Origin of the sequence: Pseudomonas sp. B16(2017), from assembly GCF_002113205.1 — a bacterium.
Classification (GTDB): Bacteria; Pseudomonadota; Gammaproteobacteria; order Pseudomonadales; family Pseudomonadaceae; genus Aquipseudomonas; species Aquipseudomonas pharyngis.
This window is the reverse complement of sequence record NZ_NEKA01000007.1, coordinates 57,201-82,521: the sequence shown is the minus strand read 5'-3', so window position 1 is coordinate 82,521 and position 25,321 is coordinate 57,201. Positions and strand designations below refer to the sequence as shown.

The following is a 25,321-nucleotide window of genomic DNA, read 5'->3' as shown; positions in this document are numbered from 1 at the left end:
AGGTTCCCGCTGATGATCCGCCATCCATGGCGGAAAAGACTCAGAAGCCGTAGGTGGCGGTGGCGTAGTAATACGCGCCGTTGGTACCGATCGGCGAGAGCACGTCATACGGCAGGTTGCCGCCGTAGTTGATGGCCGAGCCCGAGCGTTCCGGGTAGTTGTCAGTCAGGTTGTTGCCGCCAAGAGCGATGCTGAATTTCGGGGTGAATTTGTAGGTCACCTCGGCGTCCAGTTGCCACACCGCGCCGTAGGTTTGCTCAGGCTGCGAGTCGCCGAAATCGAACACCCGAGTGGTCTCGCCCTGACGGGTCAGACGCCCGAGCAGGCCCCAGTGTTCGCTGGTCCAGTTGGCGGAAAACACGAAGCGATCCTTGGGTGCGGCGTCGGTCAAGGTGTTGCGTTCCTCGACGCCGACCAGCGCGTCATTGCCGATCCCCAGGGCGGTCAGCTGCGACGGCGTGCCCTTGGTGCTGGTGACCTTGGTGTGGTTGTAGGTGTACGCGGTGGTCAGCCCCAGTTGCCCGTCGTAGAACGGCTGATGGTAGTTGAGCACCAGTTCGGCGCCGTCAGTGTGGGTGTCGGCGGCATTGGTGAAGAAGTTGACGTCGTGCACGCCCGGCACGCCGAAGTTATCGTTGATGTAGCTTTCCAGTGCGTCGCTGCCGATTCGCTGCGACAGGGTGATCCGGTCCTTGACGTCGATGCGGAACACGTCCAGCGACGCATCGAAGCGTTCGTTCAACTGGAACGTCAAGCCGAGGCTGAAGTTCTTCGAGGTTTCCGGATCGAGTTTTTCCGCGCCCAGGGCACGGGCAATCGGATCGTTGACCGACAGCACGCGGATGTCGGTGAGCGTGCCGCCGTCGCCGAAGTTGCTGGTGGTGTTCTGGAAACCGCTCTGGGCCAGCGACGGCGCGCGGAAGTTGTTCGACACCGCACCGCGCAACGCCCATTGATCGGTCAACTTGTAGCGACCGCTGAGCTTGCCGGTGAGTTTGCTGCCGGCGTCGTCGTAATGTTCCCAACGCGTGGCGGCGTCGACGAAGAAACGCTCGGTGAGATCACCGGACAATTCGGCGTAGGTGCCGAACACGTTGCGATCCAGATCCGACTCTTCACTCGGACGCAGGCCGTTGGCGCCATCGGCCCCGGAGCCAATCCAGGAGGCCTCGTCCCCGGCGAAGGTCAGGTAGTTTTCGTAGCGATATTCGCCGCCCACCGCCAGCACGAACGAGCGGCCGCCGAGGCGCAATTCGCGGCTGAAATCCAGGTTGGTGGTGGTCTGACGCAACTCGTAGTCGCCAGTGTCGAAACGGGTCGGCGAGTCCGCGCCGAGGCTGACGTTAAGGGTGCGACGGGTCGCCGACTCGAAGCGGTTGCGGCCGTGGGTGACGCTGCTGTCGAAATCCCAGTCGTCGCCGATCAGGCCTTTGTAGCCGGCGGTGGCGGAGATGTCGGTATTGTCGCCCAGCGATTGCGGCAAGTAGCCGTTGGGGTAGAACTGCGGCTGCTCGGACGGGTAGCGATAGAACTCGGCGCCGGTGGTGTGGCGTTCGTTGTAGGTGCCGAAGCTGTAGGCCTTGCCGCCAGCCAACGGCAATTCACCGTTGAACCAGGCGTTGACGTCCCGCGCCACACCGTCGCCCATCACGTAGTTGCGCTGGCCCGGGGTGTCGGCAAAACCGTCGTAGCCGGCGCGGTTGGTCGGATTGCGATCCTTGTACTCGGTGCCGCCGCGAATGAAACCGCCCTCCTCGCCCAGCCGCGTACCGATCTTGGCGGTGGTCACGCTGTTCTGGCCGTCGGTGGTGGTTTTGCCGATGGCGTCCTGGTGGGTGTGGTAGGCGCCGTAGCTGGTGGAGACTTCGCCGCCTTCGGGGGCGTCGTCGAGGATGATGTTGATCACCCCGGCAATCGCGTCCGAGCCGTATTGCGCGCCGGCGCCGTCACGCAGCACTTCAATGCGTTTGATCGCGCTGATCGGAATCGAGTTGAAGTCCACCGGCGCCGTGCCGCGCCCGATTTTCGACGAGTCGTTGACCACTGCCGAGGTGTGACGGCGCTTGCCGTTGACCAACACCAGCACCTGATCCGGGCTCATCCCGCGCAGCTGTGCGGCGCGCACGTGGTCGGCGCCGCCGGAGTTGGACTGGCGCGGAAAACTGAACGACGGCAACAGCGTCTGCAATGCCTGACCCAGTTCGCCGCCACTGGCGCCGGCGGTCTTCAGGTCCTCGGCGGTCAGCACATCCACCGGCACCGGCGAATCCAGCACTGTACGAGCAGTGCCCCGGGTGCCGGTGACCAGCACGGTACCCAGCCGTGTGTCATCGTCGACGCGCGCGGAAGACTCTTCGGCTTGCGCAGGAAGTTGCCAGATTGCACTGACAACAGCGATGGCGAGTAATGAACGCGAACGGTGAATCATGCGACAGCTCCTTGAATCGCAGTTAATAACCGGCCGCTGCCGAATCATGAAGTGTCGGCAATCAGTGCACGGCAATTTCTGCTGTAGTTTTGATATTCAGAAAGGCAGCCAAGTGTGTTGAGCAACTATCGGCTGTTAGAGCGCAAGAACCCCAAAGTTAGTAGAACCCCCTGTTTACCGATGCTAGACGAGCGGTCCTCTGCCGCAAAAGAACCAATAACGCTTAGGTTATGCCCGACGAACGGAGTGTTGCCTGAGCAACACTTGTGTTTGCGCAACAACATGAATACCCAACTAACCAACAACTAATCACGCACAAAAACGCACTCCAAGTTGTTGTAGAGAGCGTTATTAATCTGTGCTTTTTTCGGTGCGAAGTTAGAGGCCGTCAGTCGAAGTCCTTTTCCCGCCAGGCATCTTCGGCAATGTCCAGCGCATCACCGCTGAAACGCTGCTCAATGAACGGATCGGCGTGCAAATGAAAGCCGTTGCGCTCCCAGAAGCCCGGTTGTTCCTGATCAGTGAATTCGAGCCCGCGCAGCCATTTCGCGCTCTTCCAGAAGTATCGCCCCGCCACCACCAGACGCAGTGGCCAACCGTGTTGCGCGGTCAGCGGCTGACCGTCGTAATGGGTGGCCAGCAGGCTGTGCGGGTGCAGCAGGTCATCGAGACGAAGGTTGGTCTGGTAATCGTGATCGGCGTGAGCCATGACGAAGGACGATGTCGGCCGGATGTCCAGGGCCTGCAACAGGTCTTGCAGGTGCACGCCGCTCCAGCGGGTGTCGAACTTCGACCAGCGTGTCACGCAATGAATGTCGCATTGCAACGAGCGTTGCGGCAGCGCTTGCAGGTCGGCGTAGGTCAGCTCGACCGGATTGGCCAAAGTGCCGAACAGTCGTAGCGACCACGTCGCCAGGTCATACGCCGGCACCTCGCCTTCGTGCAGGATTGGGAAACGCTCCGTGAGCACCTGCCCCGGCGGCAGCCGTTCGCCCAGCGCCACATCGGCTTTCGGCGAACGGCTCTTGCGCAGGCGCGCAGCCTTGTCGTGCATGTCGGTTCCTCAGTTCGCCACGGGAATCCACGGTGCCCGCGCGACATTGGCGGTGTCACCGAAGGCCGGCAGTTTTTGCCCGAGGTCGCGCACGTTTTTCACGTCCAGATCCAGCAGTTGCTGACGGGTAATGAGAGTCGGCGGCACCAGCACCTTGTGCCCCGGATTTTCCCCGGCGATCAGCATCGCCAGGCTGCGTACGCTGATCGCCCCGGCCACTTGCGGATTGACCGCAGCGGTGGCGGCCCAGGCGCTGTCCGGTTCTTTCATGATCTGGATGTCGGCGGTGGAAATATCGGCGCTGTAGATCTTCACCTTGCGGCTCAGACCGGCCTCATCGACGGCGATCTTCGCGCCTTTGGCAAACTCGTCGAACGGCGCAAAAATCACGCTGATCCCCGGATTGGCCCGCAGCACGGCGCTGGCCTGATCCGCCACCGAGTTGGCAATCGGCGGATTAAGCGTGCCGAAGCGCGCCTTCTCGATGATCCCCGGGTTGTTCGCCTTGACCTGGCTCCAGATCTCGTCGCGGCGCTCCATCGGCGTGAAACCGCTGATGTAGACGTAACCGGCGTCGAAACGGGTGCCGTTGTCCTTGAGCGCTTGATCGAGTGCCAGCCGCGCCAGTGCGTGGTGATCCTGCTCGACCTGAGTCACTTGCGGCGTGTTCAGGTCGACGTCGAATGCGACGACCTTGATGCCTTTGGCCAGCGCCCGCTCAATCGGCCCTTTGAGGGTTTCCGCCAGCCCCAGTTGCACGATGATCCCGTCGACACCGAGGTCGGCGGCCTGATCGATCATCTCGCCCTGGCTCGCCGCCTGTTGCCGCGCGTCGAACACCCGCAGGTTGGCGCCCAGCGCTTCGGTCTGTTTCTCCACCCCGCGCAGATAGGCTTCAGGGAAATCCCCGGAGAACAGATAGCCCACCAGCGCGATCTGTACCTGACCTTTATCGAACGGCGCCGGCGCACCGGGCAAGGCCTTGGCCTGGGCATTGAGGGCCAGCGCCGAGAGCAGCGCCCCGGCGAGGCAATGACGTGCGAACTGTTTGATTGAACCGTGCATGGATCTTTCCTTGAAGCATCAATGAACCGGCTCAGCGCGCCCGATGCGCGAGGCCGAAGGTGAACATCAGGGCCAGCACCAGCACCAGTCCCTTGACGAAATCCTGCGCGTAATACGGCGCGTTGAGCATGGTCAGGCCGTTGAGCAACGAGGCCACCAGCAGCGCGCCGACCAGCGTGCCGAACGCGTTGGGCTTCTTCGCCCCGAGCACGGCAAAACCGATCAGCGCAGCGCCCAGCGCATCGAGCACCAGACCGTTGCCGGAGCTGACATCGCCGCGCCCCAACCGCGCCGCCAGCAGCAAGCCGCCCAGCGATGCGAGCAACGCCGAGAGCACATAAGCCAGCAACTTGAAGCGCTGCACTGGCGCACCGGCCAGACGCGCCGCCTGCTCGTTGCCGCCAATCGCATAGAGCAACCGGCCGATGCGCGTGCGTTCGAGAAACAACCACACCGCCACCGCGACCACCGCCGTGATCAACACCGGAATCGGCACGATGTCCCACAGCCGTCCACGGCCCAGCGCCAGAAACAACGCACTGAACGATCCTTCGGCTTCGTCGCCATTGGGCAGGGTCATGCCCACCGCAATCGAGCGGCCGCCCGTGGGGATCAGTTGCACGCCGATCACCAGGAACATGCTGCCGAGCGTCGCGAGTATGTCCGGCACGCGCATCTTCACGATCAGCCAGCCGTTGAGCAGCCCGACCAGTGCGCCACCCGCCAGGCTGATCAGCACCGCCGGCACCGCGCCCCAGCCGAGCACCACCATCACGTAACTGGCGATCATCAGACTCATGGCCGCCACCGCGCCGATCGACAGATCCAGCCCGCCCACGGCCATGGTCAGCGTCACGCCCAACGCCAGCAGCGCGACAATCGACACCGACTGCAAGATGCTGAACAGGTTGCCAACCCGCAGGAACGCCGGTTCCGCGACACTGAAAAACACCACGATCAACGCCAGCACCCACAGCAGGCCATAGCGGATCAGCGCTTGCACGAATCGCTCGGACGGCGCCAGGGCGGATGACAACAGGGAACTCGAATCAGGCACTCGCTCTACTCCTTGGCGCGGCATGAACAACAGAATTTTGCGGATCGCTGCCGGCCAGCCCTGCGACCAGAGTGGCGCGATCCAGCCCCGCGCGCGGGTACTCGGCCACCACTGCGTGATCGCGCACCAGCAGAATCCGGTCGGCGATCTCCAGCGCTTCATCGACATCGGAACAGATCACCAGCGTGGCGCGGCCAGCGGCGCTGTCGCGCAGCAACTGGCCGATCTCGCGCCGGGCACGCACATCGACGCCCTGAAACGGCTCGTCGAGGATCAGCACCCTGCCCTCGCCGAGCAGCCAGCGACCGAGCACGACTTTCTGCTGATTGCCGCCGGACAACGCGCTCATCGGCACATCAATGCCGGCGGTCTTGATTCCCAGCGCGGCGACTTGCGCCTCCACCGCCGCCGCTTCGGCACGGTTGCGGATGAAACCGCCACGGGTGAAGCGTTCGAGGAACGGCAAGGTCAGGGTTCGGCGCAATGAAAAATCCGCCACCAGCGATTGGCTCGCGCGATCCTCGGCGGCGAAGAACACGCCATTCTGGATTGCCTGGCGGGGCGAGCCCGGTTGCCACTCGATGCCGTCCAGTTGCAGAGAGCCGGACAACGTTCTGCGCAGCCCGAACAGCACTTCAGCGATCTCGCTTTTGCCGGCGCCGAGCAATCCGGTCAGCACCACCACTTCGTTTTCGTGCAAGGACAAATCAAAGGCACGGGTGCGCGGCAGGACTTTCACGCCGCGCAGTTTCAGCAGTTCACGGCCCACCGCTCGCGGTGTGTAGACGTGAGCCTCCAGCGCCTGACCAAGCATCGCTTCCAGTGCCTCTGGCAATTGCCGGGCACTGAACTCACCGGCCAGTTGCCCGTCGCGCAACACCACGGCGCGGTCAGCCACCCGTTGCAGATCGGACAGGCGATGGGAGATGTACAGAATCGCCACACCACGGCTGCGCAAGGTGTCGATCAGCCCGAACAGGCGCTGCGCCTCGGCATCCGACAGGGCCGCTGTCGGCTCGTCGAGAATCAGCAGGCGTGGTTGCAGGGCGAAGGCGCGGGCCAGCACCACCAATTGCCGCTCGGCCTGGCCGAGGTGTTCGATCGGCTGCTCCAGCGGCAGCACCAGCCCGAGGCCAGCGGCGATGCTCGCGGCGCGCTCTAGCAGACGTCTGCGATTGAGCCAGAAGTCCGCATCGGGCCGGCACAGTTCATCGAGCAGCAGGTTTTCCGCCACGCTCAAGCCGGGCGCGATGCCCTCGTTGATCTGCTGATGAACCGCGACGATGCCGAAACGACGCGCCGACAACGGCGAACTGAAATGCCGGGGCTGACCATCGATCCAGATCTCGCCGCCATCGTGGGTCTGGCTGCCGGCGAGGATTTTCACCAGCGTCGATTTGCCCGCACCGTTGGCGCCGAGCAGCGCCACCACTTCGGCGGGAAAAATATCCAGGCTGACCCGGTCCAGCGCCCGGTTCGAGCCAAAGGTCTTGCTCAGTTCACGTACACGAATCAGTGGCTCGGAGACCACGGCGACAGGCGCACCCATAAAATTCCTTAACGTCGATGAGCCAGCGAACGCACCAGTCGATCGCCCAGGCTTTGCACACCCTGGACGAGGATGACCAACACCACGACGGTGGCAACCATCACTTCATTGTTGAATCGTTGATAGCCGTAGCGGATCGCCAGATCGCCCAGTCCACCGCCCCCGATCACCCCGGCCATGGAAGAAAAACCGATCAGCATCACCAGCGTCAGGGTGACGCCCGCCAGCAAGGCCGGCAGCGCTTCGGGCAACAGCACTTTGAAAATCACGTGGCGGATGTCACCGCCCATGGCGAGGATCGCTTCGATCCGGCCCTTTTCGACTTCGTCCAAAGCGTTCTCGACGATCCGCGCAAAAAAAGGAAAGGCGCCGATGGTGATCGGCACCACGGCGGCGGTGCTGCCCAGTGTGGTGCCGACCACAAGGCGGGTCAGCGGGATCAGGGCAATCAGCATCACCACGAACGGCAGCGAACGACCGAGGTTGATCACCGCGCCCAAGGCCTGATTGAGCCTCGGCAACGGGTACAGACCCTGACGACGGCTGATGAACAGCAACACCCCCAGCGGCAAACCGATCAGTAACGTGAACAACCCGGCGAGCAGCACCATGTACAGGGTTTCGCCGGTGGCGTTGAGCACCAGTTGCAGGATTTCATTCCAGTCGATCACGCGGTTCATGAGTGGGCCGCCCGTACGCCGTATTGCCGCAGAAAGCTCAAACCGGGCGCGTCATGCCCCAGCGGCAATCCGCAACTGGGCCGCAGGGAAGCGCCGAGGGCGGACTGCGGATCGGCCAGCAATCGAGCCACCGGCCCCGCCTCCACCAGTTTTCCGTTGGCCATGGACGCGGCGTGATCGCAGATCGACTTCACCACGTCCAGCTCGTGGGTGATCAGGACGATGGTCAAACCGAGCTGGCGGTTGATGTCGCGCAACAGCTCCAGAATCGACGCGGTGGTTTCCGGGTCGAGGGCGCTGGTGGCTTCGTCCGACAGCAGGTACGCCGGCCGTGCCGCCAGGGCCCGCGCAATGCCCACCCGCTGTTTCTGCCCGCCGGACAGTTGCGATGGAAAGGCTTCGGCCTTGTCGCCCAGCCCCACCAGATCCAGCAGCTCGCGAACCCGTTCATGGCGCTGTGGCTTGGCAACCTTGGCGATTTCCAGCGGCACCGCGACGTTGTCGAACACGTTGCGCGAATGCAGGAGGTTGAAGCCCTGGAAGATCATGCCGATGCGCTGACGCTGGCGGCGCAACTCACGGTCGGACAGCGCCGTGAGGTCTTCGCCGTCCAGCAGAATCCGCCCGGCATCCGGGCGTTCGAGCAGATTGAGGCAACGCAGCAGCGTCGATTTACCCGCGCCGCTGCGCCCGAGAATCCCGTAGATCGCGCCATCGGGAATGCTCAGCGACACCTGATCCAGCGCCGGAGCCGACGCTGACGGATAGGTCTTGCTCAACTGCTCGACGACGATCATGGCTTGGCATCCGCCACCGGAATCACCGAGCCCTTGAAGTTCTCGGCGATGTATTTGGCGACTTGCGGCGAGGTCAGGTCCTTGGCCAATTGCTGGATGCGCGGATCGTTTTCCAGTTTCGGCGTGGTCACCAGAATGTTGGCGTAAGGGTTGTGCTCGGCCTTCTCCAGCCCCAGCGCATCCCTGGCCGGCACCAGCCCCGCTTCCAGCGCGTAGTTGCCGTTGATTACTGCCAGGTCCACGTCATCCAGCGCACGGGGCAGTTGCGGCGATTCGATTTCGAGGATCTTCAGGTGTTTCGGGTTTTCGGCGATGTCCTTGGGCGTTGCCTGATCGGCCGCCGGGTCATTGAAACCAGGCTTGAGCTTGATCAGGCCGTTGTCCTGCAACAGGTACAGCGCGCGGCTCAGGTTGGTGACATTGTTCGGCACCGCGACCGTGCCTTTGTCCGGCACCTGGGCGAAGGTTTTGTGGCGATGGGAATAGATGCCCAGTGGTTCGATGTGCACCGTGGCGGCCACCGCGAGCTTTTCGCCGAGGGCCTTTTCCTGGGATTGCAGGTACGGCAAATGCTGGAAGTAGTTGGCGTCCACATCGCCGTGCACCAGCAGTTCGTTGGAGTTCACGCCCTGCGGGATTTCGATCACCTTGAGGTTGAGCTGCGGATCGAGTTTCTGGATGTACGCCAGAATCTGCGCGTGGGGCACCGGGTCGGCGGCAACCCGCAATGGCTCCAGCGCTTGAACGCCAAACGAAGTCACCAGCGCGCCGAGGACGGCCAGGGTCAGGCCTGCTTTTTTCAACACTGCTGTTTTCAACATGGGAAAAATCCTTTTGCGAGTGATGGATCAGGCGTTGGCGGTCTTGCGCAACGGTGTCGGAGCATTCGCGGCATCGGCGTAGAAGCGCTGCGCGACATCGGGATGGGAGCGCAGTCGACCCTTCAGATAATTCCAGCCGACATCGCGGAACAGCGGATTGAGCGGATCACTCGCCGGGCCGCGCGCCTCACGCAACAGCGCCGTCGGCAAGGGATACAGCGGCACCACTGCATCCAGTTGCGCACCGAGGAAAAACGCGATGGACAAGCGCTCGCTGCCCACCGGCGGCGACACCACACGATGCACCGTGGCGCGCAGATAACCGTTGGTGGCCAGCTCCAGCAATTCGCCGATGTTCACCACCAAGGTGTTGTCCCGAGGCAGCGCATCGATCCAGCGCCCCTCTTCGATTTCCACTTGCAGGCCGGCCTGCTGGTCTTGCAGCAGGAAGCTGAGAAATCCCGAATCCTTGTGCGCGCCGACGCCCTGATTGCTCGCCGTCGAGGCTTGCCCCGGATAGCGCATCAGCTTGATGTGTTCGTTGGGTTTGTCGCCGTACAACCGGTCAAAAGCGTCTTCCGGCAAGGACAGCGCCTGAGCGAATGCGCGCAGCAGGCGCAGCGACATTTGGGTCATCGCCTGCTGCCAGTCGAGCAACAGCGGCTTGAGTTGCGGCAACGCCTCGGGCCATTGATTCGGCCCTTGCAGCCGCGCCCACAACGGACTGTCGGCGTTCAACGGCAAGACCTCACGCTCGGCGCCCAGATCGAATTGCTCACGCTGATCGGGCTGGCCACGGGTGATCTCGGAAGCGGCGCGGTTGTAGCCACGAAAGTGCGGCGAATTGATCATGCCGACAGCGGTTTTCTCGCTGTCAGGCAAGGCGAAGAACTGGCGCGCGTGGTCCTGCACTTGCTCGAGCAGGCCGGCGTCGATGCCATGACCGGTCAGGTAGAAAAAACCCACATCGCGGGCGGCATGGCGCAAGTCATCAAGAAATGCCTGGCGTTGCGACGGCGTACCGTCGAGCTGGGACAGGTCGAGGATGGGTAATGCGGTGATGTCTGAGGTGTGCGGCATGATTCACTCCCGTGTGAATCAAACCTGAAGAGTCCGTGATCGATTCAGCGTGTGCCGTCATGGCAATCGGGGGTCTGTCGGTTTGATGCTTTTGGTTCGTCTATGAAACAAAACTAAACGATATTAAAAACACCGAACAAATATCTTTTTTGCATTAGCTTAGGTCTGTCTGACTACGGGACTCAGCTGACCACCACGCCTTTCGGGCCGCTGGCGATAAGCGCCGCCCCACACGCAGTTTTCATCCCACCCAGCGCAATGGGCGTGCCATCGACGGTATAGGTGCTGCTGCCCCGGTGCGGAAATGAAGAAGTGAATATGAGCCGGGCGCTGGCCGTGTTTGCGCGAATCAGAATTGACGGCCCCCAACGAAAAAACCACCTGCGAACAGGTGGTTTGATCTGGCCGGCACACCCGATCACTCAGCGATCGGCATGCTGCTCCAGCATCGCATAGGCCTCGCCGGTGAAACGGTAGCTTTTGTCGGAATGAAACACGATGACGCCCTCCTCGCACAAACGCTTGAGCACTTCCCTGACGCTGATGAACTGAATGCCGCTGACAAATGCCTGCAGATACCCATGCACCCCGCGCCCGCCAACGGCGCGTCCTTCCCGTGCGGCAACCAGCAAGGCATCGATCACCTTGATCCGGATCAGGCTGGTGCGCAGCCCGTAATAATGCAGCAGCTCACGGATATGCTCGTTGGTGCTGCGCTCGAAATCGAAGGCTCGCTGGACTTTCGGGATCGGCAATGGCGTACCAGAGGAAGTCGATGCCGGGCTGGTTAACATTCGAATACTCCTTTCCTTGAAGGCTCTGTGATCAACCGCTGTGCGTAGCTCTATATAGAAGAAGGCGCACCCGACAGTGCGCCCCCGGATCAGAAGTCGACGGTCGCCGACAACTGCAACGTGCGTGGGTAGCCCGGGGAGAACGCGCCATAGGACGCCACACCCGACCAGTACTCGCGATCAAACACGTTCTGCACCGTGGCGCGGAATGTCGTTGGCCGACCTTCGATCTTGGTGGCGTAGCGAGCGCCGGCGTCTATGCGGGTCCAGGAAGGCAGTTCCTGGGTGTTGGCCTGATTGACGTATTGGCTGTCGGTGTAGATCGCGCCGCCGGTCAGGGTGAAACCTTCGACCCACGGTGTGTCCCACTCGGCCCAGAGGTTGGCCTGGACATCCGGCACGCCCACCGGTTTGTTGCCACGGTTGGCGGCGGTGGCCGAATCCGTCAGTTCGCCATCGAGCAAGGTCACGCCGCCCATCAGGCGGGTGCCCGGCGCAACTTCACCGAACATGCTCAGCTCGACACCACGGTTACGTTGTTCGGCTTGCACCGAGAACACGTTGCCGGCGCCGATTTCGCCGCTCGGCTTCTCGATCTGGAACAGCGCCAGGGTGGTCATGAACGTGCCGTGTTCGTACTTCACGCCGATTTCGTGCTGCCTGGACTTGTAGGGGGCGAAGGTTTCGCCGGAGTTTGCTGCAGTGCCCGGAGCGATATCACCTTTGCTCAGGCCTTCGACGTAGTTGTAGTACAGCGAAACGTCTTCCCACGGTTTAACCACCACGCCAGCCAACGGCGTCGTCGCGTTGTCGTCGTAACGGGAGCTGACCGCACCCGAAGCGTTGTAGTTACGCGATTCGATGTCCTGACGGCGCACGCCGAGGGTCAACTGGATCCGGTCATCGAGAAAGCCCAGGGTGTCGGTCAACGCGATGCCGGACAGTTCCGATTCGGAAACGCGCAGCACTTTCGGCGAGTTGATGTACTGCTTCGGCACGTCCACCGGGTGGTAGATGTTCGAGCGGATCTCTGTGCCGTTGTTGATGCCACGGGACAACTCGTCCTGATAACGGGTCGCCATGATCGTGGTCGTGTGGGTGACCGGGCCGGTGGCGAACAGCGCACGCATGCCCACGTCGGCCGTCGAACGGTCGACGTTGAATTTGTAGTAGCCGGGGATGTTGCTGGTGTCGCCGGCGTCGTTGAGGATTCGCGGCACCTGGTCGGACATGCGCTTGACGTCGGAGCGGCCACCGCCGGCGTGGGCGAATACCGTCAGATTATCGTTGAGGTCGTACTCGCCGCCGAGCAAGGCCGACTGCTCCTTGGTGTCCGACCAGCCCCAGTCCTGCGGCAGGTTGGTGCGGCCGTTGGGCGCCGATGGAATCTCGACGCCCGGTGCGATGGTGAACGGGCGCGACGCCGCCTCGAAGCTCTCTTTCTGGCTGATGAAATCCAGGTTCAGACGCAAGCGCTCGCCCTGGTAGTCGAGGGCGATGGCACCGATGTTGAGGTCCCTCTCCTGATCATCCACCGCAGTGTCGCCGCCCTGGAGGCTGCCATTGAAACGTACGCCGAACTGGTTTTCGTCACCGAAACGCCGACTGATGTCCAGGTGCCCACCCACTTGCGAGTCCGACGCGTAACTGCCGGTGAAGCGGGTCAGGTCTTCGGCCAGCGGCCGTTTGGGTACGATGTTGATCACGCCGCCAACGCCACTGTTGGGCGAAATCCCGTACATCAGCGCGCCCGGACCCTTGAGCACTTCGACGCGCTCGGCGTATTCGGTGAACACGCGATAGTTGGGCGCAACGCCGTACACACCGTCATAGGCCAGCTCGCCGAGGTTGCCCTCGCCTATCGCAAATCCCCGGATGAAAAACGAATCGACGATCCCACCGGTCTGCCCGGTCGAGCGCACCGATGGGTCGCGTTCCAGTGCGTCAGCCACGGTGACCGTTTGCAGATCCGCGAGGGTTTTGGCGGTGTAGCTGGTCACGCTGAACGGCGTGTCCATCACGTCTTTGTTGCCCATCATCCCCAGCCTTGCGCCTCGGGCGACCTGCCCGCCGGCGAGGACTTCCGGCAATGCGGTTGCGCCGTTGTAACGGGCGTTGACGTTGGTGGTGTCCAGCGTCAGCCCTTCGGTGGCGGCGGCGTCCTGTTGCTCGGGTTGCTTGGGGTCTGCTGCCCAGGCAGTGGCGCTTCCTGCGGCCAGGATAGAACTCAGCATCGCGGTGCGAATGGCCAGTGTGAGGGCGCGTTCACTGCAGGGTCGGCGTGCAACAGACATGACGATTGGGTCCTTCTCGAATGGCTGAAAATGGTAATGACTCCTATTTGCCAGTCGACAATCGAAAAAGTATCAGCGTGGCCGAATATTTTTTTGCGCGGATCGCCCGCAGGGGAAAACGCCGGAGGATGGGGCAGTGAAACCCACCCTCCGACGCCGATCAGTCATACAGGCAGTGCAGCGGGATGGAGACCACCGGCAGCGCGGGGTCGAACGCGTGGCGGGTGGTCTTGTACGGGAACAATTCGCCACGCTCGATGGTGGTGAAAATCTGCGCCACTTCGAACGCTTGTCCGGTTTGCCAGTGGCGCACACAAACCCGTGGGTCGGCGTAGTCGAGCTGGATGCACGGCACGCGTTTCAACCCCAGTGCCCGCGCTGCGTTGAACCGGTGGTTGCCGTCCATCACGATGCCCCGGGAACGCTCGACGATGATCGGTTCCAGCCAATGCCCGGCCTGGATGATCGCCTCGCGCAGACGTTGCACGTTGAGCGGATCGACCTGCTCGGATTGCCGCACGTCGCACAGCGCACGCAAGGCAATCTGGTAACCATGTCCCATGCTTCACCCCCGGTTTCAGCAGGCATCCGCGTTGGCGAGCAGCGCGTACTGGCTGGCCATGTCCCGCAGGCGCTGGGCCTGTTCGATGAGCGGCAGATCGACCATTTCGCCGTCGACCTGCACCGCGTGACTGCCTCCGGCCACCGCGCTCAGGACCCGATCCGCCCACGCCAGTTGGCGGGCGTTGGGCAGGAAGGCTTTCTGCACCGTGGTGATTTGCGAAGGATGGATACACAGCTTGGCGCCGAACCCCAGCGACCGGGCGTAACGCGAGTCGCGCTCGACCACCGCCATGTCGCTGATGGCCGGGGTCACGCCATCGATCGGCGCCGGTAACCCGGCCACCCGCGAAGCCAGCACGATGCGATTGCGGGCGAACAGAAACGCTTCGGGAATCTGGCTGCAATCGATGTCCAGGGAAAAATCCAGCGAACCGAATGCCAGCCGCGCCAACCCGGGAATCGCCGCAATCGCCTCGACCTGATGCAAGCCCTTGGCGGTCTCGATGATGGCGACGATCTGCAGCTCGGGGTTCCATTCCAGCAGGCGCCCGACAACATGGGACAGGCTCTGCGGGCATTCGGCCTTGGGCAGGAAAATCCCCGCGCAGCGCTCGGGGTAGCGCATATCGCCCAGCCACGTCATGTCCTGGCGAAACAGCGAACTGCCGACGCTGTTCAGCCGGATGTAACGCCGGCAGGCGGTTTCAGGCGTGCTCTGTTGCCAGGCCCAGATCGACGCCCGGGCCACGGCTTTGCTGTTCGGATGAACGGCATCTTCGAGGTCGAGAATGATCGCGTCCGGCCCGGCTTCGACCGCTTTGGAAAAACGCTCCGGGCGGTTGCCGGGAACGAACAGGTAGCTGATGGGAAGCGTAGCGTTGGTGCTGTGACGAACAGTCATCGGGACTCTCCTGAGCGTGCTTCAGTCGTGGGTTTTCAAAAAAATTCGAACACCTGTTACAGGGGAAAAACCGGGTTGATTTCAGGCGCATTGAATCAATCGTCAACACCTTGAATAACAAGGCGTTAAGAGAATTTTTAATCAATACGCGAGCGCTTACTTGAGCAGGCGAACAAACGGCTTCGCACTCCCCTGTTGTGTGTGTTCATTCAAAAATATTTGAAAACCTTACTTGATAATCGTTCCCGTTCGCAATATTGTTCGAGCCGCTGACAGGGTCGAGACTCAAATCAAAACCTGCGATTTTGTTCACGGAAAGTTCGGCGCAATGATGTCATTTACATGTCAGGCAATGGCACTTCAAAAGCGACAAGGCCATATTTTATTGGCCTTCTCCTTGCCTGCCTGAGCCTTAAGGAGTGGGGTTCTCATGAAACAGATTTGTGAAAATTTTATGAAAGAACATGCCCCTTGTTTAATTCCAGAGCGGATCTGTCATCCGCCTCCACCTTTTTAAACATTCGTATCTGACGAGCAGCAAGAACACGCAACATACATATGGCGATTATTTACGCCAGAGGTTTTCTATGCCTGAATTAATTGCGCCGCCCATTAAAGAAACAACTGTAGCTCAGTACACAAAAGTGCTGAAACCGTTACTTGATCCTGTTATCGAAAACTTTCTTCAACACTCACCCCAAGCACTTGTTGAACTTGTTAAACAACACGGATCGCCGCTGAATCTGGTGTGGCCACATGCCTTTGAGGCCAACGCCCAAGCGCTGCAATCGGTGCTGAAGAAGCACAACGTTGACTACGCGATTTTCTACGGCGCCAAAGCCAACAAGTCCCAGTGCCTGCTGGCTGCGGCTGCGTCGTCAGGCATCGGCACTGACGTATCGAGCCTGTTTGAACTGCAAGCTGCGCTGCGCGCCGGGACCGAAGCGGAACATCTGTGCGCAACCGGGCCGGCGAAGACGACCGCGTTTCATCAAGCGCTGGTGCAAGGCGGTTCGCTGATTTGTGTGGATTCACGGGAAGAGTTCAGCCAGCTCAAAGCACTGCTCGACACTACGCCGGCACCGGCCAAAGCCCGAGTTCTACTGCGTTACAGGCCGACAAGTTGCCTGGCGAGCCGCTTCGGCATGGGCGCCGATGACGTGTTTCAGTGCCTGCAATGGCTGACGGAACATCGGGAGTCGTTGCACTTCGAAGGTTTCCATTTCCACCTCGGCGGATACGGCTACGAAACCCGAGTACAGGCCTTCCGTGAAGTGACCGGGTTCTTCGATGCCGCCAGGGAAATGGGCCTCGACCCGGTCATGATTGACATCGGTGGTGGCCTGCCGATGCGCTATGTCGACCCACGGCAGTACGACAGTTTTTTGCAGAACGACAACAACCCTGGTCATTATCAGAACCGTCGAGTACCCCACTCTTATTACCCTTATGGCAGCAGTCTGACGGCTTGCCAGTGGTTGGACTTATTCCTGGCGTCGGAGCATTCCCCGGAAAAAACCATTGCCAGTTACTTGAAGAGTCAGAATATAAAACTGGCACTGGAGCCCGGCCGAAGTCTGGTGGATCAAGCGGCGATCACCGTCTTTCGCGTAACGCGCACCAAACAATTGGCCGACAACAAAGTTGTGATATTCGCCGAAGGCAGCAGTTTCAGCGCGTGCGAAACCTGGTTCTCGTCTGAATACCTTGTCGATCCAATCCTGATCACTTCGAAAGAATCAAGACAAGTTCCAATGCAAGCCTACATCGCCGGGCATAGTTGCCTGGACGATGATGTGATTACTCATCGATTGATCAACTTTGAAACAACACCGCAAACCGGCGATTTATTGATCTATGCCAATACCGCCGGTTATCAGATGGACTTGCTGGAAAACGAATTTCATCGTCACCCGTTGCCACGGCGACTGATGGCGACTTGTTGTACGGAAGGTAACTACGCATTCACACCTGACTATTAAGGGAAGACGTCCAGATGATACTGAATAAAGTTTCGGATCTTATTGGCAATACACCAATGTTGGGCATTGATGTTCCGGATAGCAACGCTCGACTTTTGCTCAAGATAGAGAAGAACAACCCCGGCGGCAGCATTAAAGACCGTATGGCGCGCAACATGGTATTGGCGGCGCTCAAGTCCGGAAAGTTGAAACCCGGTGGTGTGGTCGTGGAGTCGTCCTCCGGCAATACCGGCATCGGCCTGGCGATGGCAGCCGTGGAGTTCGACCTGCATTTCATTGCGGTGGTCGATCACCATGCAGCGCAGGACAAGATCGCGGTGATGAAGGCTCTGGGCGCCGAAATCCGTTTTGTCGCCGGCACTTACCGCGAAGACGAAGTGGCCGTGGTCGAGCGTCAACGGTTGGCGGCCGAACTGGCTTCGCAGATCCCCGGCGCGGTGTTCATGAACCAGTCCGACAACGCGGCCAACGCTGGCGGCTACAGCGATTTTGTGCGTGAAACCATCGCCCAGGCCGGTGGCCACATTGGCGCCTACGTCGGTTGCGTCGGCACCGGCGGCTCGATGACCGGCATTGCCCGTGGCCTGAAACTGCACAACCCGGACATCGTTACCGTCGCCGTCGAACCGGCCGGTTCCATCGTCTTCGGCCATCCCGGCTATCCCTATTACCAATCGGGAACCGGCACGCCTGCCGGCGACACCGTCGGTCTGGTGCTCGACTATAGCTGCATCGACCTGGGCTTGCAGGTCACCGATTCCCAGGCCTTCGAAACCGCCCGCTACATCGCGCGCAACCTGGCACTGCTGGTCGGCGGATCCACCGGCGGAGCGATCTTCAAGGCGCTGGAGCTGATTCACAAAGGCACGTTGACCGGCAACGTTGTGGTGCCGATTGCCGACGGCGGCGAGAAGTACTTGCACACCGTGTTCGACGACAAATGGCTGCAAGAGCGGGATCTGCTGGACCCGGACGTCGCACCGCAACTGGATCGCTGGCTGGGCAAGACCCGCTGGCTGGAATCCGACGCTACTCCCTTGCAATTGAGCGTCGCCTGACGCGTCTCCCACACAGGAAAGTCTCTGTATGAAACCGCTGAAAGTCGCCATCTGCGGCGCAGGCCGGACCGGGCATCTGAATGCCATCCTGTTTAAACAGTTGCCCAATGTTCACGTTTCGATACTCACCAATAATCAAGAGGTGGTTGATCGTCACCTCGCCAATCTGCCGATGCTGGCGCTGATGCCGGACGGCTCGACGCTGAGCGCGCGACCGGACCAGGTCAGCAGCGCTGCGAGTGTTGCAGTTGCCGACGCTGACATCGTGATCATCACGGTTCCGGCCCACGCACGACCGCAGACCCTGCAAGCCATCGCACCGCATTTGAGTTCAGGCAAACCGGTGTACGTCGGCGCAATCCCGGGTTTCTGCGGTTTCGACTGGCTGGCGCAAGCCACGCTGGGCGAACGTTCGAACGTGGTGATCTGGGGCATGAAGGATGTGCCGCACACCGCGTTCGATCTGAAGCCAGGGGTGTCGGTCAAGATGGGCGGCGGCAAGAGCCAGTTGTATGTCGCGTTGCACGACCGCGAATCAGCGCAATCACGGCTGCACCTGGAAAAAATCCTCACCACGCTTTATGGCCCCTGCGTGACGATGCTCGACCACTACCTGGAAATCACCCTGACACCGGGCAATCCGATCATGCACAGCTCGGTGATCTACGGTTTGATCGGTCCTTACGGCCAATGGCATCGCAAGATCTTCCCGCAACGAATGTGCTGGTGGACCGAATGCCCCGAGCTGGGCGCCTATTTTCTGGAGCGCATGGATCAGGAAAGTCAGGAACTGTGCAGCGTGATCAGCCAGCGCATGGGCATCGACCTGTCATCGGTCAAATCCCTCAAGCAGGAAATCGTCGAGGCCTATGGCGAGCAGATCCGCGATCAGAGCAGCATGCTGTCGATCCTGCGCACCAACCAGGCCTACAACGACATCCTCGCGCCAATGATTCCGGCCGACGACAACCGCGCCGGCTACGTGATCGAGCGCGAAAGCCGCGCCTTCAACGAAGACGTTGCCTACGGCCTCGTGCTGCTGGTGGAAATGGCCCGGCGCTTCGAACTGAAAGTCCCCTACATCGAAGAAGTCCTGCAATGGAGCGTTTCCTACATGCAGGGCCTGCGCGACTCGGCGCTCGACTACTTCCCCCGCCATTGGCCGCGCACTGCGTGAGCGGGTTCAACTTTTCATTAATTTCTCGACGAGCAGATAGCTGATATGGATGACTTCAAGACACTCATCGCCTACTCCCGCAAGAACGCCCTGCGACGGATGATCCGTTGCCTGTTTGCCGAAAACATTCTGGATCGCGCGGGCCTGCGCTTCTCTGAGGCCGGTAACGAGGCCACGTACGCGCTGAAAGACGGTCGTTCCCATGTGTTCTTTTCCAACATCGCCAAGGGCCCGGCCGATACCGTGGTCAATGACGGCGACGTGATCCTGATGACCGATGAAGGCGTACGCCAGGTGATCTACACCCATCATGACCTGCTGGATGTGCTGCGCGACAGCTTCGATTTCGAACCCACCGATGAAGGCATCGCCGGGCTCAAGTCAGACATGGAAAACAGCCTGATGAACGACGCCCACGCGCGTCAGCATCGCCAGCAATGGAACGCTCGACTGGCCGCCGCCGCCCGGGAACAGGGCCTCGACAGCCTGACCGATTACCTGCGCCAGCACGCCAGCACCAAGGACGCCGCGATCCTTCTCGACCAGTGGGGCTCGCTGGAAGGTCACCCCTACTATCCAACCTGGAAAGCCCGCCCGGGCCTCAGCGATGAGGAAGTCGAGCAACTGTCACCGGAGTTTAACGCCCAGGTGCCGCTGCGCATTGCCGCGCTGCGGGCCGACATGGCGAAAAGCGAAAGCATGCCTCACGTCAGCGATTACCACAGCTGGTTCGCCAGTAACTTCCCAACGCAATGGGCGCAATGGAAGGCGTCGCTCAACGACAAGGGCCTGGACGAATCCCAGTGGTTGCCGCTACCGATTCACTCATGGCATTTGCAGGCTTACGTGCTGAAAAACTTTGCGGCGGAAATTGCAGAAGGCATTCTCATCACCGACGGTCCGGACATCCAGACCCTGCCGACCATGTCCTACCGCACGATGATGCCGGTGCTCAATGAGAGCGCGCCGCTGATCAAGTTGCCGATTGCCGTGTGGATGACCAGCGAACTGCGCAGCCTGCAAGCCAAGTCGATTCACATGGGGCCACGCATCAGCACCGTCATCACGAAGATCCTCGAGGTCGAAAACGGTTTCGAGCAACGCCTGGAAATCTTCCCGGAGGAGATCGGCGTGCGTTACAAGCACGCGATCACTCAGGACGACCACCCCGGCCGGCATCTGTCGGTGGTGTTCCGTGCCAGCCAGCAAGCGTTTGAGCGTAACGACGATTGTCTGCCGATCACCGTGGCTTCTCTGTTCACTCGCTTGCCGGGCAACGGTCGACCACTGTTCACCGAGCTGATCGAGCGCGACGGCGTTCGGGCCAATGCCGCTCAGGTGGAAGACTGGTTCCGTCAGTACGCCAAAGTGGTCACCCATCCGGTGGTGGCGATCTACCTGATGTACGGGATCGGGCTTGAGGCGCATCAGCAGAACACGATGGTGCTGTTTTCCCCGGATGGCAAAGCACGTAGTCTGCTGATCCGCGATTTCGGCGACGGCAGGACCTACGCCCCATTGCTGGAGGGACGTGGCTACACCCTGCAACCGCACGTGCAGCCAGGCATTCTGCCGACAGTGTTCGAGGGCGATATCGAGCCGGTACGCATGTTCGTGCTCGACGCAGCCTTCCTCACGCACCTGCATGAAATGGCCCTGTGGCTGACCAGGGAGTACGCGCTGGACAACAACCGGATGTGGGGCATTCTGCGTGAAGAAACCGAGCAGGCGTTCGCAGCGGTGCGCGAGCGTGTCGCGCCGGATCTATGGGAAGTCGAACGCAAGGCCTTCCTCAATGATCCATGGCCGACCCGTTCGTTGCTGCGCATGCACATGATGCAGTATTCCAACTACCGGATTCAGCACACGCTGACCAACCCGCTCAATGTCGTTCAATAACCGAGGCTGACTCATGACCCAAGCAGGTGCCATCGCGGGTTCGCGCGTAAGAGTCCTGATTTATCTTCTGTTCGCGATCCAGCTCATTTCGATGGGCGCGATGGAAATGAGTGGGCCATTCTGGCCTGTCCACCTGCGCGGGCTGACCTCGTCAGACTCGCTTTTCAGCTTCGCCAGCATCGCCGTGTACGTCGGGCCGATGCTGGGCATTATTCTGACCAGCGCATTCTGGGGCCGTATCGGCGACCGCTACGGCCACAAGTTGATGATGATCCGCGCCCTCGCCGGCCTGTCATTGACCCAGCTTGGGCTGGCCCTGTGCAGTGACATCTGGGTGATCCTGATCCTGCGCTTCCTGCAAGGCGCCTTCGCCGGCTACATCGCCCCGGCCCAGGCGTACGGCGTGAGCATTGAAGCACCTTCGCGGCGGGCACGGCTGTTCGCGATCCTGCAGATCTCCACCAACGTCGGCTCGTTGCTCGGCGCAGTGGTCGGCGGACTGATCCTCGATTACGCGACATTCTTCTGGATCAACATGATCGCCGCTGTGTTATGCGCCATCTGCACCGTGGTCGCAGCCGTGACGTTGCCGGATGTACCGCCAGTGAAGAAAGCGCCGATCGCTGATAAAGCGGCGCCTGCCAGCCATAACACCAGCGTCTGGCAGGGCACGCCCCTGCTGTCGCTGCTGGGCGTCATGGGCATCTTGCTGCTGGCGCGGATGCTGCCGCAGACGTCGTTCTCGCTGTACGTCAGCTCGGTGTTCGAGGTCAGCAACTCGGTGGTCGGGCTGTGTTATGGCTTGCTGGCGCTGGGTTTCATTCTGTCGGCAACCGCGTGGTCGCGTTACTTCGAGCACCGTACCCAGCAGGACACCCTGCAACGCATCACTTATGTCGTCCTCGGCTGTATTGCGCTGACGGCCCTTGCCGGCTACACGCGCAACCCGATCGTGTTCGTCGGTGCCTATTTCATCTGGGGCGTATTGCTGGGGGCCACCACGCCGGTGCTGATGGCCCTGATTTCCAAAACCGCCGACAGCTCGCGCCAGGGCTACGTGCTGGGCATTGCCCAAAGCACTGCGCAATTCGCGTCCATCGCCGGCATTTCGGCCGGTGGGTTACTCAGCCAGGTCTATGGTTTGCAGTACACCTACCTGTTTGTCTGCCTCGCCTACATGCTCGCGCTGATGCCCATCGTTGCCTTGCGCTACCGGCCGATGGTCATGCAACCGAGCCAGATGCCGCCGGGCGACTGACCAAGGAGTTTTCGTTGAACATTGAACAACTGCGCGCCGACACCCCTGGTGTCGAGCAACTGATTCACTTCAACAATGCAGGCGCGGCGCTGATGCCCAATCCAGTCATCGAAGCGGTGACCCGTCACTTGCAACTTGAAACCCGGATCGGCGGTTACGAAGCCGCCGGGCAACAGGCCCGGGAAGTGGAAGACGTTTACGACACCATCGGCCAACTGATCAACGCGCGTCCCGAAGAGATCGCGGTGATCGAAAACGCGACCCGCGCCTGGGACATGGCCTTCTATTCATTGCCGCTGCGGCCTGGCGATGTGGTGCTGACATCGACCACCGAATACGCCGGCAACTACATTCCCTACCTGCAACTCAAGCAACAGCGCGGCATCGAGATCAGGGTCATTCCCAACGATGAACAGGGCCAGGTGTCATTGCCGGCGCTGCGGGACATGCTCGGCGATGACCGGGTTGCCCTGGTGTCGCTGCCGGTGATCGCCACCAACGGTGGCCCGGTGCAACCCATCGAGCAGATCGGCGCCCTCGCCCGCGCGGCCGGGGTTCTGTTTCTGCTGGATGCCTGTCAGGGCGTCGGGCAGATGCCGATCGATGTGCAGAAAATCGGTTGCCACATGCTGGCGGCCACCAGCCGCAAATACCTTCGTGGCCCTCGGGGCATGGGGTTTCTCTACGTCGAAAAGACTTTGTGCGAAAACCTTGAGCCAGCGTTTCTCGACCTGCATGCGGCTTCATTGCTGACACCGGACACCTTCAAAATTCGTGGCGATGCCCGGCGCTTCGAAAACTGGGAATGCAACGTCGCGGCGAAACTCGGCATGGGCGCGGCGGCCCATTACGCACTGGCGCAAGGTATCGAACCGATGTGGCAGCGCATTCAACGATTGTCGGCACACCTGCGCAATCGCCTGGCTGACGTGCCGGGTGTTACGTCGCAGGATCGGGGCGCGGTCAAGTCAGGCATCGTCACGTTCACCTGCCAGGACGCCAGTGCCGCGCAAGTCCAGGCATGGCTGGCGGCGCAGGACAAACGCATCAACGTCACCACCTCGACTTTCCGCTCGACGCTGCTCGACATGCAGCAGCGGGACCTGCTGGAAGTCAGCCGGGCATCACTGCACGCCTACAACACCGAGGCGGAAATCGATGCCATGGCGGACGCGTTGATGAGAATGCCACGCGCCTGAAAACGGATACGAATCGCGCTTGCGTCGCAGGCTCTTTGTAAACTAGCATTGGGAATACTTCTCAATTGCAAAACACTGCAGCCATGAGCGAAACCCTTCCCGCGAACAACGACAATCATCTGCGCGTGATCGAAGCGCTGTACAGCGGCCATCACGGCTGGCTGTACGCCACGCTGAAGAAAAAACTGGGTAACGCCATGGATGCGGCAGATCTGGCGCAGGATACTTTCACTCGGATCCTCGCTTCTCAGGTCACGACCATCGAGCAACCCCGGGCCTACCTGAGTTGCGTGGCGAAGGGCATCCTCATCAACTGGTATCAGCGCAAGGCTCTGGAACGCGCCTACCTTGATGCCCTTGCGCATTTGCCCGCACCGGAAGTGCCCTCCCCCGAGTTGCGCTTCGTGGTGCTGGAAACCCTGCACGAAATCGACGCGATGCTCGACACCCTGCCGCCACTGGTCAAACGCGCGTTCCTGCTGTCGCAGATCGGCGGCTTGAAATACGCCGACATCGCCGAGCAGTTGGACGTTTCGCTGATCACCGTCAAGCGCTACATGAAACAGGCTTTCGTGCAGTGCCTGATGCTGGTGGAATGAATGCTTACGCGCCGCAGTGAACCGCCGCTCGATCCGAAAATCCTCGAAGAAGCCGCCGAGTGGCTGATGCGCCTGAGCGAAAACGACCTCAGCGAAACCGAGCGTGCGGAGTGGGAGTACTGGAAAGTCAGCAGCCCCGAGCGCAACCGGGCATGGGCCCGCGCGCAGTTGCTGCAAAGCAAGTTCGGCGGCCTGCCGCCGTCGCTGGCGATGTCGGCGCTGGATCGCCCGAGCAACCCGGAACGCCGCGCAGCCCTGGGCAAACTGGCCTTGCTGCTGGCGGCGATACCCGCCGGTTGGGGCAGCTGGAAACTGGCGCAGTCGCAGCAATGGTCCGCCGATTACCACACCGCCGTCGGGCAGCGCCGCGAACTGACCCTGGCCGACGGCTCGCAACTCACCCTGAACACCGACACGGCCATCGACGTTCTGTTCGACACCCGACAGCGGCTGATCCATTTACGCGAAGGCGAAATCCTGGTGCAGACTGCGCCGGACAACGCCGCGCAGCCTCGACCTTTTCTGGTCAGCACCCGCCAAGGCCGGATGCAGGCGCTGGGCACGCGCTTCACCGTTCGTGAATGGCAGCCGCACACCCAACTCGCAGTGCTCGAAGGCGCTGTGCAGGTCGAACTGGCCGACAGTCCTCAAAGTGCGCCCGTCATCGTCAACGCCGGGCAACGTACCGACTTTTCATCTCAAGCCTTTGGCTCACTGAGCGCTACCGACCGCAACCTCGGCGCCTGGACCCAAGGCATGCTGATGGCCGACAAAATGCGGCTGGCGGATTTCGTCGTCGAACTGGCGCGCTATCGCCGAGGCTTTGTGCGTTGCGATCCAGCCATTGCCGATTTGCGCATTTCCGGAGCCTTTCCCATCAGCGACACCCAACGTTCGCTGAACATGCTGGCGCAGACCTATCCCGTGCGCGTCTCCGGGCACTTGAGCGGTTACTGGGTGACGCTCTCACCCGCCTGAGCAAAAAAATCACCACACGGGTGATACTTTTTTTGATCTCGGCTGGCAATGAAAGGAACAACCATTCCACCTCGTCCATAGGGTCAC

General features: G+C 61.0%; 21 protein-coding genes and 1 pseudogene. 8 read left to right on the top strand and 14 right to left on the bottom strand.

The window, feature by feature from the left end:
* Positions 1-40: 40 nt before the first annotated feature.
* The 14 genes and pseudogenes from CAG25_RS13800 to CAG25_RS13735 form a co-directional block, all read right to left on the bottom strand.
* Positions 41-2,428 (bottom strand): TonB-dependent siderophore receptor, encoded by a 2,388-nt coding sequence (locus tag CAG25_RS13800; protein ID WP_085611872.1) that lies wholly within the window; start codon positions 2,426-2,428, stop codon positions 41-43.
* A gap of 388 nt (positions 2,429-2,816) precedes the next feature.
* Positions 2,817-3,482, bottom strand: coding sequence for a sulfite oxidase-like oxidoreductase (locus tag CAG25_RS13795; RefSeq protein ID WP_085611873.1), 666 nt, complete (start codon positions 3,480-3,482; stop codon positions 2,817-2,819).
* A gap of 9 nt (positions 3,483-3,491) precedes the next feature.
* Positions 3,492-4,547, bottom strand: a complete 1,056-nt coding sequence (locus CAG25_RS13790) for a substrate-binding domain-containing protein (RefSeq protein ID WP_085611874.1) — start codon at positions 4,545-4,547, stop codon at positions 3,492-3,494.
* A gap of 31 nt (positions 4,548-4,578) precedes the next feature.
* Complete coding sequence (locus CAG25_RS13785) at positions 4,579-5,604, bottom strand: ABC transporter permease (protein WP_085611875.1); 1,026 nt, start codon at positions 5,602-5,604, stop codon at positions 4,579-4,581.
* Positions 5,597-7,153: a sugar ABC transporter ATP-binding protein gene (locus tag CAG25_RS13780; protein WP_085611876.1), complete on the bottom strand. Its 1,557-nt coding sequence runs from the start codon at positions 7,151-7,153 to the stop codon at positions 5,597-5,599. The genes CAG25_RS13785 and CAG25_RS13780 overlap by 8 nt, the downstream gene beginning before the upstream one ends.
* Before the next feature lie 8 nt (positions 7,154-7,161).
* On the bottom strand, positions 7,162-7,833 hold the full coding sequence (locus tag CAG25_RS13775) for a methionine ABC transporter permease (RefSeq protein WP_085611877.1): 672 nt from the start codon (positions 7,831-7,833) through the stop codon (positions 7,162-7,164).
* Entirely contained in the window at positions 7,830-8,630 is an 801-nt protein-coding gene (locus CAG25_RS13770) for a methionine ABC transporter ATP-binding protein (RefSeq protein ID WP_085611878.1), read from the bottom strand. Before CAG25_RS13770 ends, CAG25_RS13775 begins: the two co-directional genes overlap by 4 nt.
* Positions 8,627-9,436: a MetQ/NlpA family ABC transporter substrate-binding protein gene (locus CAG25_RS13765; RefSeq protein ID WP_085611936.1), complete on the bottom strand. Its 810-nt coding sequence runs from the start codon at positions 9,434-9,436 to the stop codon at positions 8,627-8,629. Before CAG25_RS13765 ends, CAG25_RS13770 begins: the two co-directional genes overlap by 4 nt.
* Positions 9,437-9,478: 42 nt before the next feature.
* Positions 9,479-10,531, bottom strand: coding sequence for an isopenicillin N synthase family oxygenase (locus tag CAG25_RS13760; RefSeq protein ID WP_085611879.1), 1,053 nt, complete (start codon positions 10,529-10,531; stop codon positions 9,479-9,481).
* A gap of 182 nt (positions 10,532-10,713) precedes the next feature.
* Positions 10,714-10,824 (bottom strand): annotated as a pseudogene (locus CAG25_RS28860) (PAAR domain-containing protein); the annotation flags it as partial.
* Between the two features lie 129 nt (positions 10,825-10,953).
* On the bottom strand, positions 10,954-11,325 hold the full coding sequence (locus CAG25_RS13750) for a fe2+ zn2+ uptake regulation protein (RefSeq protein WP_085611881.1): 372 nt from the start codon (positions 11,323-11,325) through the stop codon (positions 10,954-10,956).
* A gap of 89 nt (positions 11,326-11,414) precedes the next feature.
* Positions 11,415-13,619 (bottom strand): TonB-dependent siderophore receptor, encoded by a 2,205-nt coding sequence (locus tag CAG25_RS13745; RefSeq protein WP_085611882.1) that lies wholly within the window; start codon positions 13,617-13,619, stop codon positions 11,415-11,417.
* Between the two features lie 160 nt (positions 13,620-13,779).
* A complete protein-coding gene (locus CAG25_RS13740) occupies positions 13,780-14,181 on the bottom strand; it encodes a ParB N-terminal domain-containing protein (protein ID WP_039771147.1) in 402 nt (133 codons plus the stop codon).
* A gap of 15 nt (positions 14,182-14,196) precedes the next feature.
* Positions 14,197-15,084 carry a CoA ester lyase gene (locus tag CAG25_RS13735; protein ID WP_085611883.1) on the bottom strand — a complete coding sequence of 296 codons (888 nt, stop codon included), beginning with the start codon at positions 15,082-15,084 and terminating at the stop codon, positions 14,197-14,199.
* A gap of 587 nt (positions 15,085-15,671) precedes the next feature.
* On the opposite strand from CAG25_RS13735, the gene CAG25_RS13730 reads away from it, so the two are divergent.
* From CAG25_RS13730 to CAG25_RS13695, 8 genes are all read left to right on the top strand, one after another.
* Positions 15,672-17,066: a Y4yA family PLP-dependent enzyme gene (locus CAG25_RS13730; protein WP_085611884.1), complete on the top strand. Its 1,395-nt coding sequence runs from the start codon at positions 15,672-15,674 to the stop codon at positions 17,064-17,066.
* Positions 17,067-17,080: 14 nt separating this feature from the next.
* The gene (locus CAG25_RS13725; protein ID WP_064595772.1) at positions 17,081-18,124 is read left to right on the top strand and encodes a PLP-dependent cysteine synthase family protein; all 1,044 of its coding nucleotides are present in this window, start codon (positions 17,081-17,083) and stop codon (positions 18,122-18,124) included.
* A gap of 28 nt (positions 18,125-18,152) precedes the next feature.
* Positions 18,153-19,301 carry an NAD/NADP octopine/nopaline dehydrogenase family protein gene (locus CAG25_RS13720; RefSeq protein ID WP_085611885.1) on the top strand — a complete coding sequence of 383 codons (1,149 nt, stop codon included), beginning with the start codon at positions 18,153-18,155 and terminating at the stop codon, positions 19,299-19,301.
* Between the two features lie 45 nt (positions 19,302-19,346).
* On the top strand, positions 19,347-21,200 hold the full coding sequence (locus CAG25_RS13715; protein ID WP_085611886.1) for an IucA/IucC family siderophore biosynthesis protein: 1,854 nt from the start codon (positions 19,347-19,349) through the stop codon (positions 21,198-21,200).
* A gap of 13 nt (positions 21,201-21,213) precedes the next feature.
* The gene (locus CAG25_RS13710) at positions 21,214-22,458 is read left to right on the top strand and encodes an MFS transporter (RefSeq protein ID WP_085611887.1); all 1,245 of its coding nucleotides are present in this window, start codon (positions 21,214-21,216) and stop codon (positions 22,456-22,458) included.
* 14 nt (positions 22,459-22,472) lie between these two features.
* Positions 22,473-23,657, top strand: coding sequence for an aminotransferase class V-fold PLP-dependent enzyme (locus tag CAG25_RS13705; RefSeq protein WP_085611888.1), 1,185 nt, complete (start codon positions 22,473-22,475; stop codon positions 23,655-23,657).
* A gap of 83 nt (positions 23,658-23,740) precedes the next feature.
* On the top strand, positions 23,741-24,256 hold the full coding sequence (locus CAG25_RS13700; protein ID WP_039771138.1) for a sigma-70 family RNA polymerase sigma factor: 516 nt from the start codon (positions 23,741-23,743) through the stop codon (positions 24,254-24,256).
* Positions 24,257-25,234, top strand: a complete 978-nt coding sequence (locus CAG25_RS13695; protein WP_085611889.1) for a FecR domain-containing protein — start codon at positions 24,257-24,259, stop codon at positions 25,232-25,234. It abuts the gene before it with no gap.
* Positions 25,235-25,321 lie beyond the last annotated feature (87 nt).

Bases quoted from the DNA above. Each gene is read 5' to 3' on its own strand.
- CAG25_RS13800 (WP_085611872.1), bottom strand. From the start codon at position 2,428: ATGATTCACCGTTCGCGTTCATTACTCGCCATCGCTGTTGTCAGTGCA.
- CAG25_RS13750 (WP_085611881.1), bottom strand. From the start codon at position 11,325: ATGTTAACCAGCCCGGCATCGACTTCCTCTGGTACGCCATTGCCGATC.
- CAG25_RS13735 (WP_085611883.1), bottom strand. From the start codon at position 15,084: ATGACTGTTCGTCACAGCACCAACGCTACGCTTCCCATCAGCTACCTG.
- CAG25_RS13740 (WP_039771147.1), bottom strand. From the start codon at position 14,181: ATGGGACATGGTTACCAGATTGCCTTGCGTGCGCTGTGCGACGTGCGG.
- CAG25_RS13730 (WP_085611884.1), top strand. From the start codon at position 15,672: ATGCCTGAATTAATTGCGCCGCCCATTAAAGAAACAACTGTAGCTCAG.
- CAG25_RS13780 (WP_085611876.1), bottom strand. From the start codon at position 7,153: ATGGGTGCGCCTGTCGCCGTGGTCTCCGAGCCACTGATTCGTGTACGT.
- CAG25_RS13715 (WP_085611886.1), top strand. From the start codon at position 19,347: ATGGATGACTTCAAGACACTCATCGCCTACTCCCGCAAGAACGCCCTG.
- CAG25_RS13760 (WP_085611879.1), bottom strand. From the start codon at position 10,531: ATGCCGCACACCTCAGACATCACCGCATTACCCATCCTCGACCTGTCC.
- CAG25_RS13795 (WP_085611873.1), bottom strand. From the start codon at position 3,482: ATGCACGACAAGGCTGCGCGCCTGCGCAAGAGCCGTTCGCCGAAAGCC.
- CAG25_RS13720 (WP_085611885.1), top strand. From the start codon at position 18,153: ATGAAACCGCTGAAAGTCGCCATCTGCGGCGCAGGCCGGACCGGGCAT.
- CAG25_RS13710 (WP_085611887.1), top strand. From the start codon at position 21,214: ATGACCCAAGCAGGTGCCATCGCGGGTTCGCGCGTAAGAGTCCTGATT.
- CAG25_RS13775 (WP_085611877.1), bottom strand. From the start codon at position 7,833: ATGAACCGCGTGATCGACTGGAATGAAATCCTGCAACTGGTGCTCAAC.
- CAG25_RS13695 (WP_085611889.1), top strand. From the start codon at position 24,257: ATGCTTACGCGCCGCAGTGAACCGCCGCTCGATCCGAAAATCCTCGAA.
- CAG25_RS13700 (WP_039771138.1), top strand. From the start codon at position 23,741: ATGAGCGAAACCCTTCCCGCGAACAACGACAATCATCTGCGCGTGATC.
- CAG25_RS13790 (WP_085611874.1), bottom strand. From the start codon at position 4,547: ATGCACGGTTCAATCAAACAGTTCGCACGTCATTGCCTCGCCGGGGCG.
- CAG25_RS13770 (WP_085611878.1), bottom strand. From the start codon at position 8,630: ATGATCGTCGTCGAGCAGTTGAGCAAGACCTATCCGTCAGCGTCGGCT.
- CAG25_RS13725 (WP_064595772.1), top strand. From the start codon at position 17,081: ATGATACTGAATAAAGTTTCGGATCTTATTGGCAATACACCAATGTTG.
- CAG25_RS13745 (WP_085611882.1), bottom strand. From the start codon at position 13,619: ATGTCTGTTGCACGCCGACCCTGCAGTGAACGCGCCCTCACACTGGCC.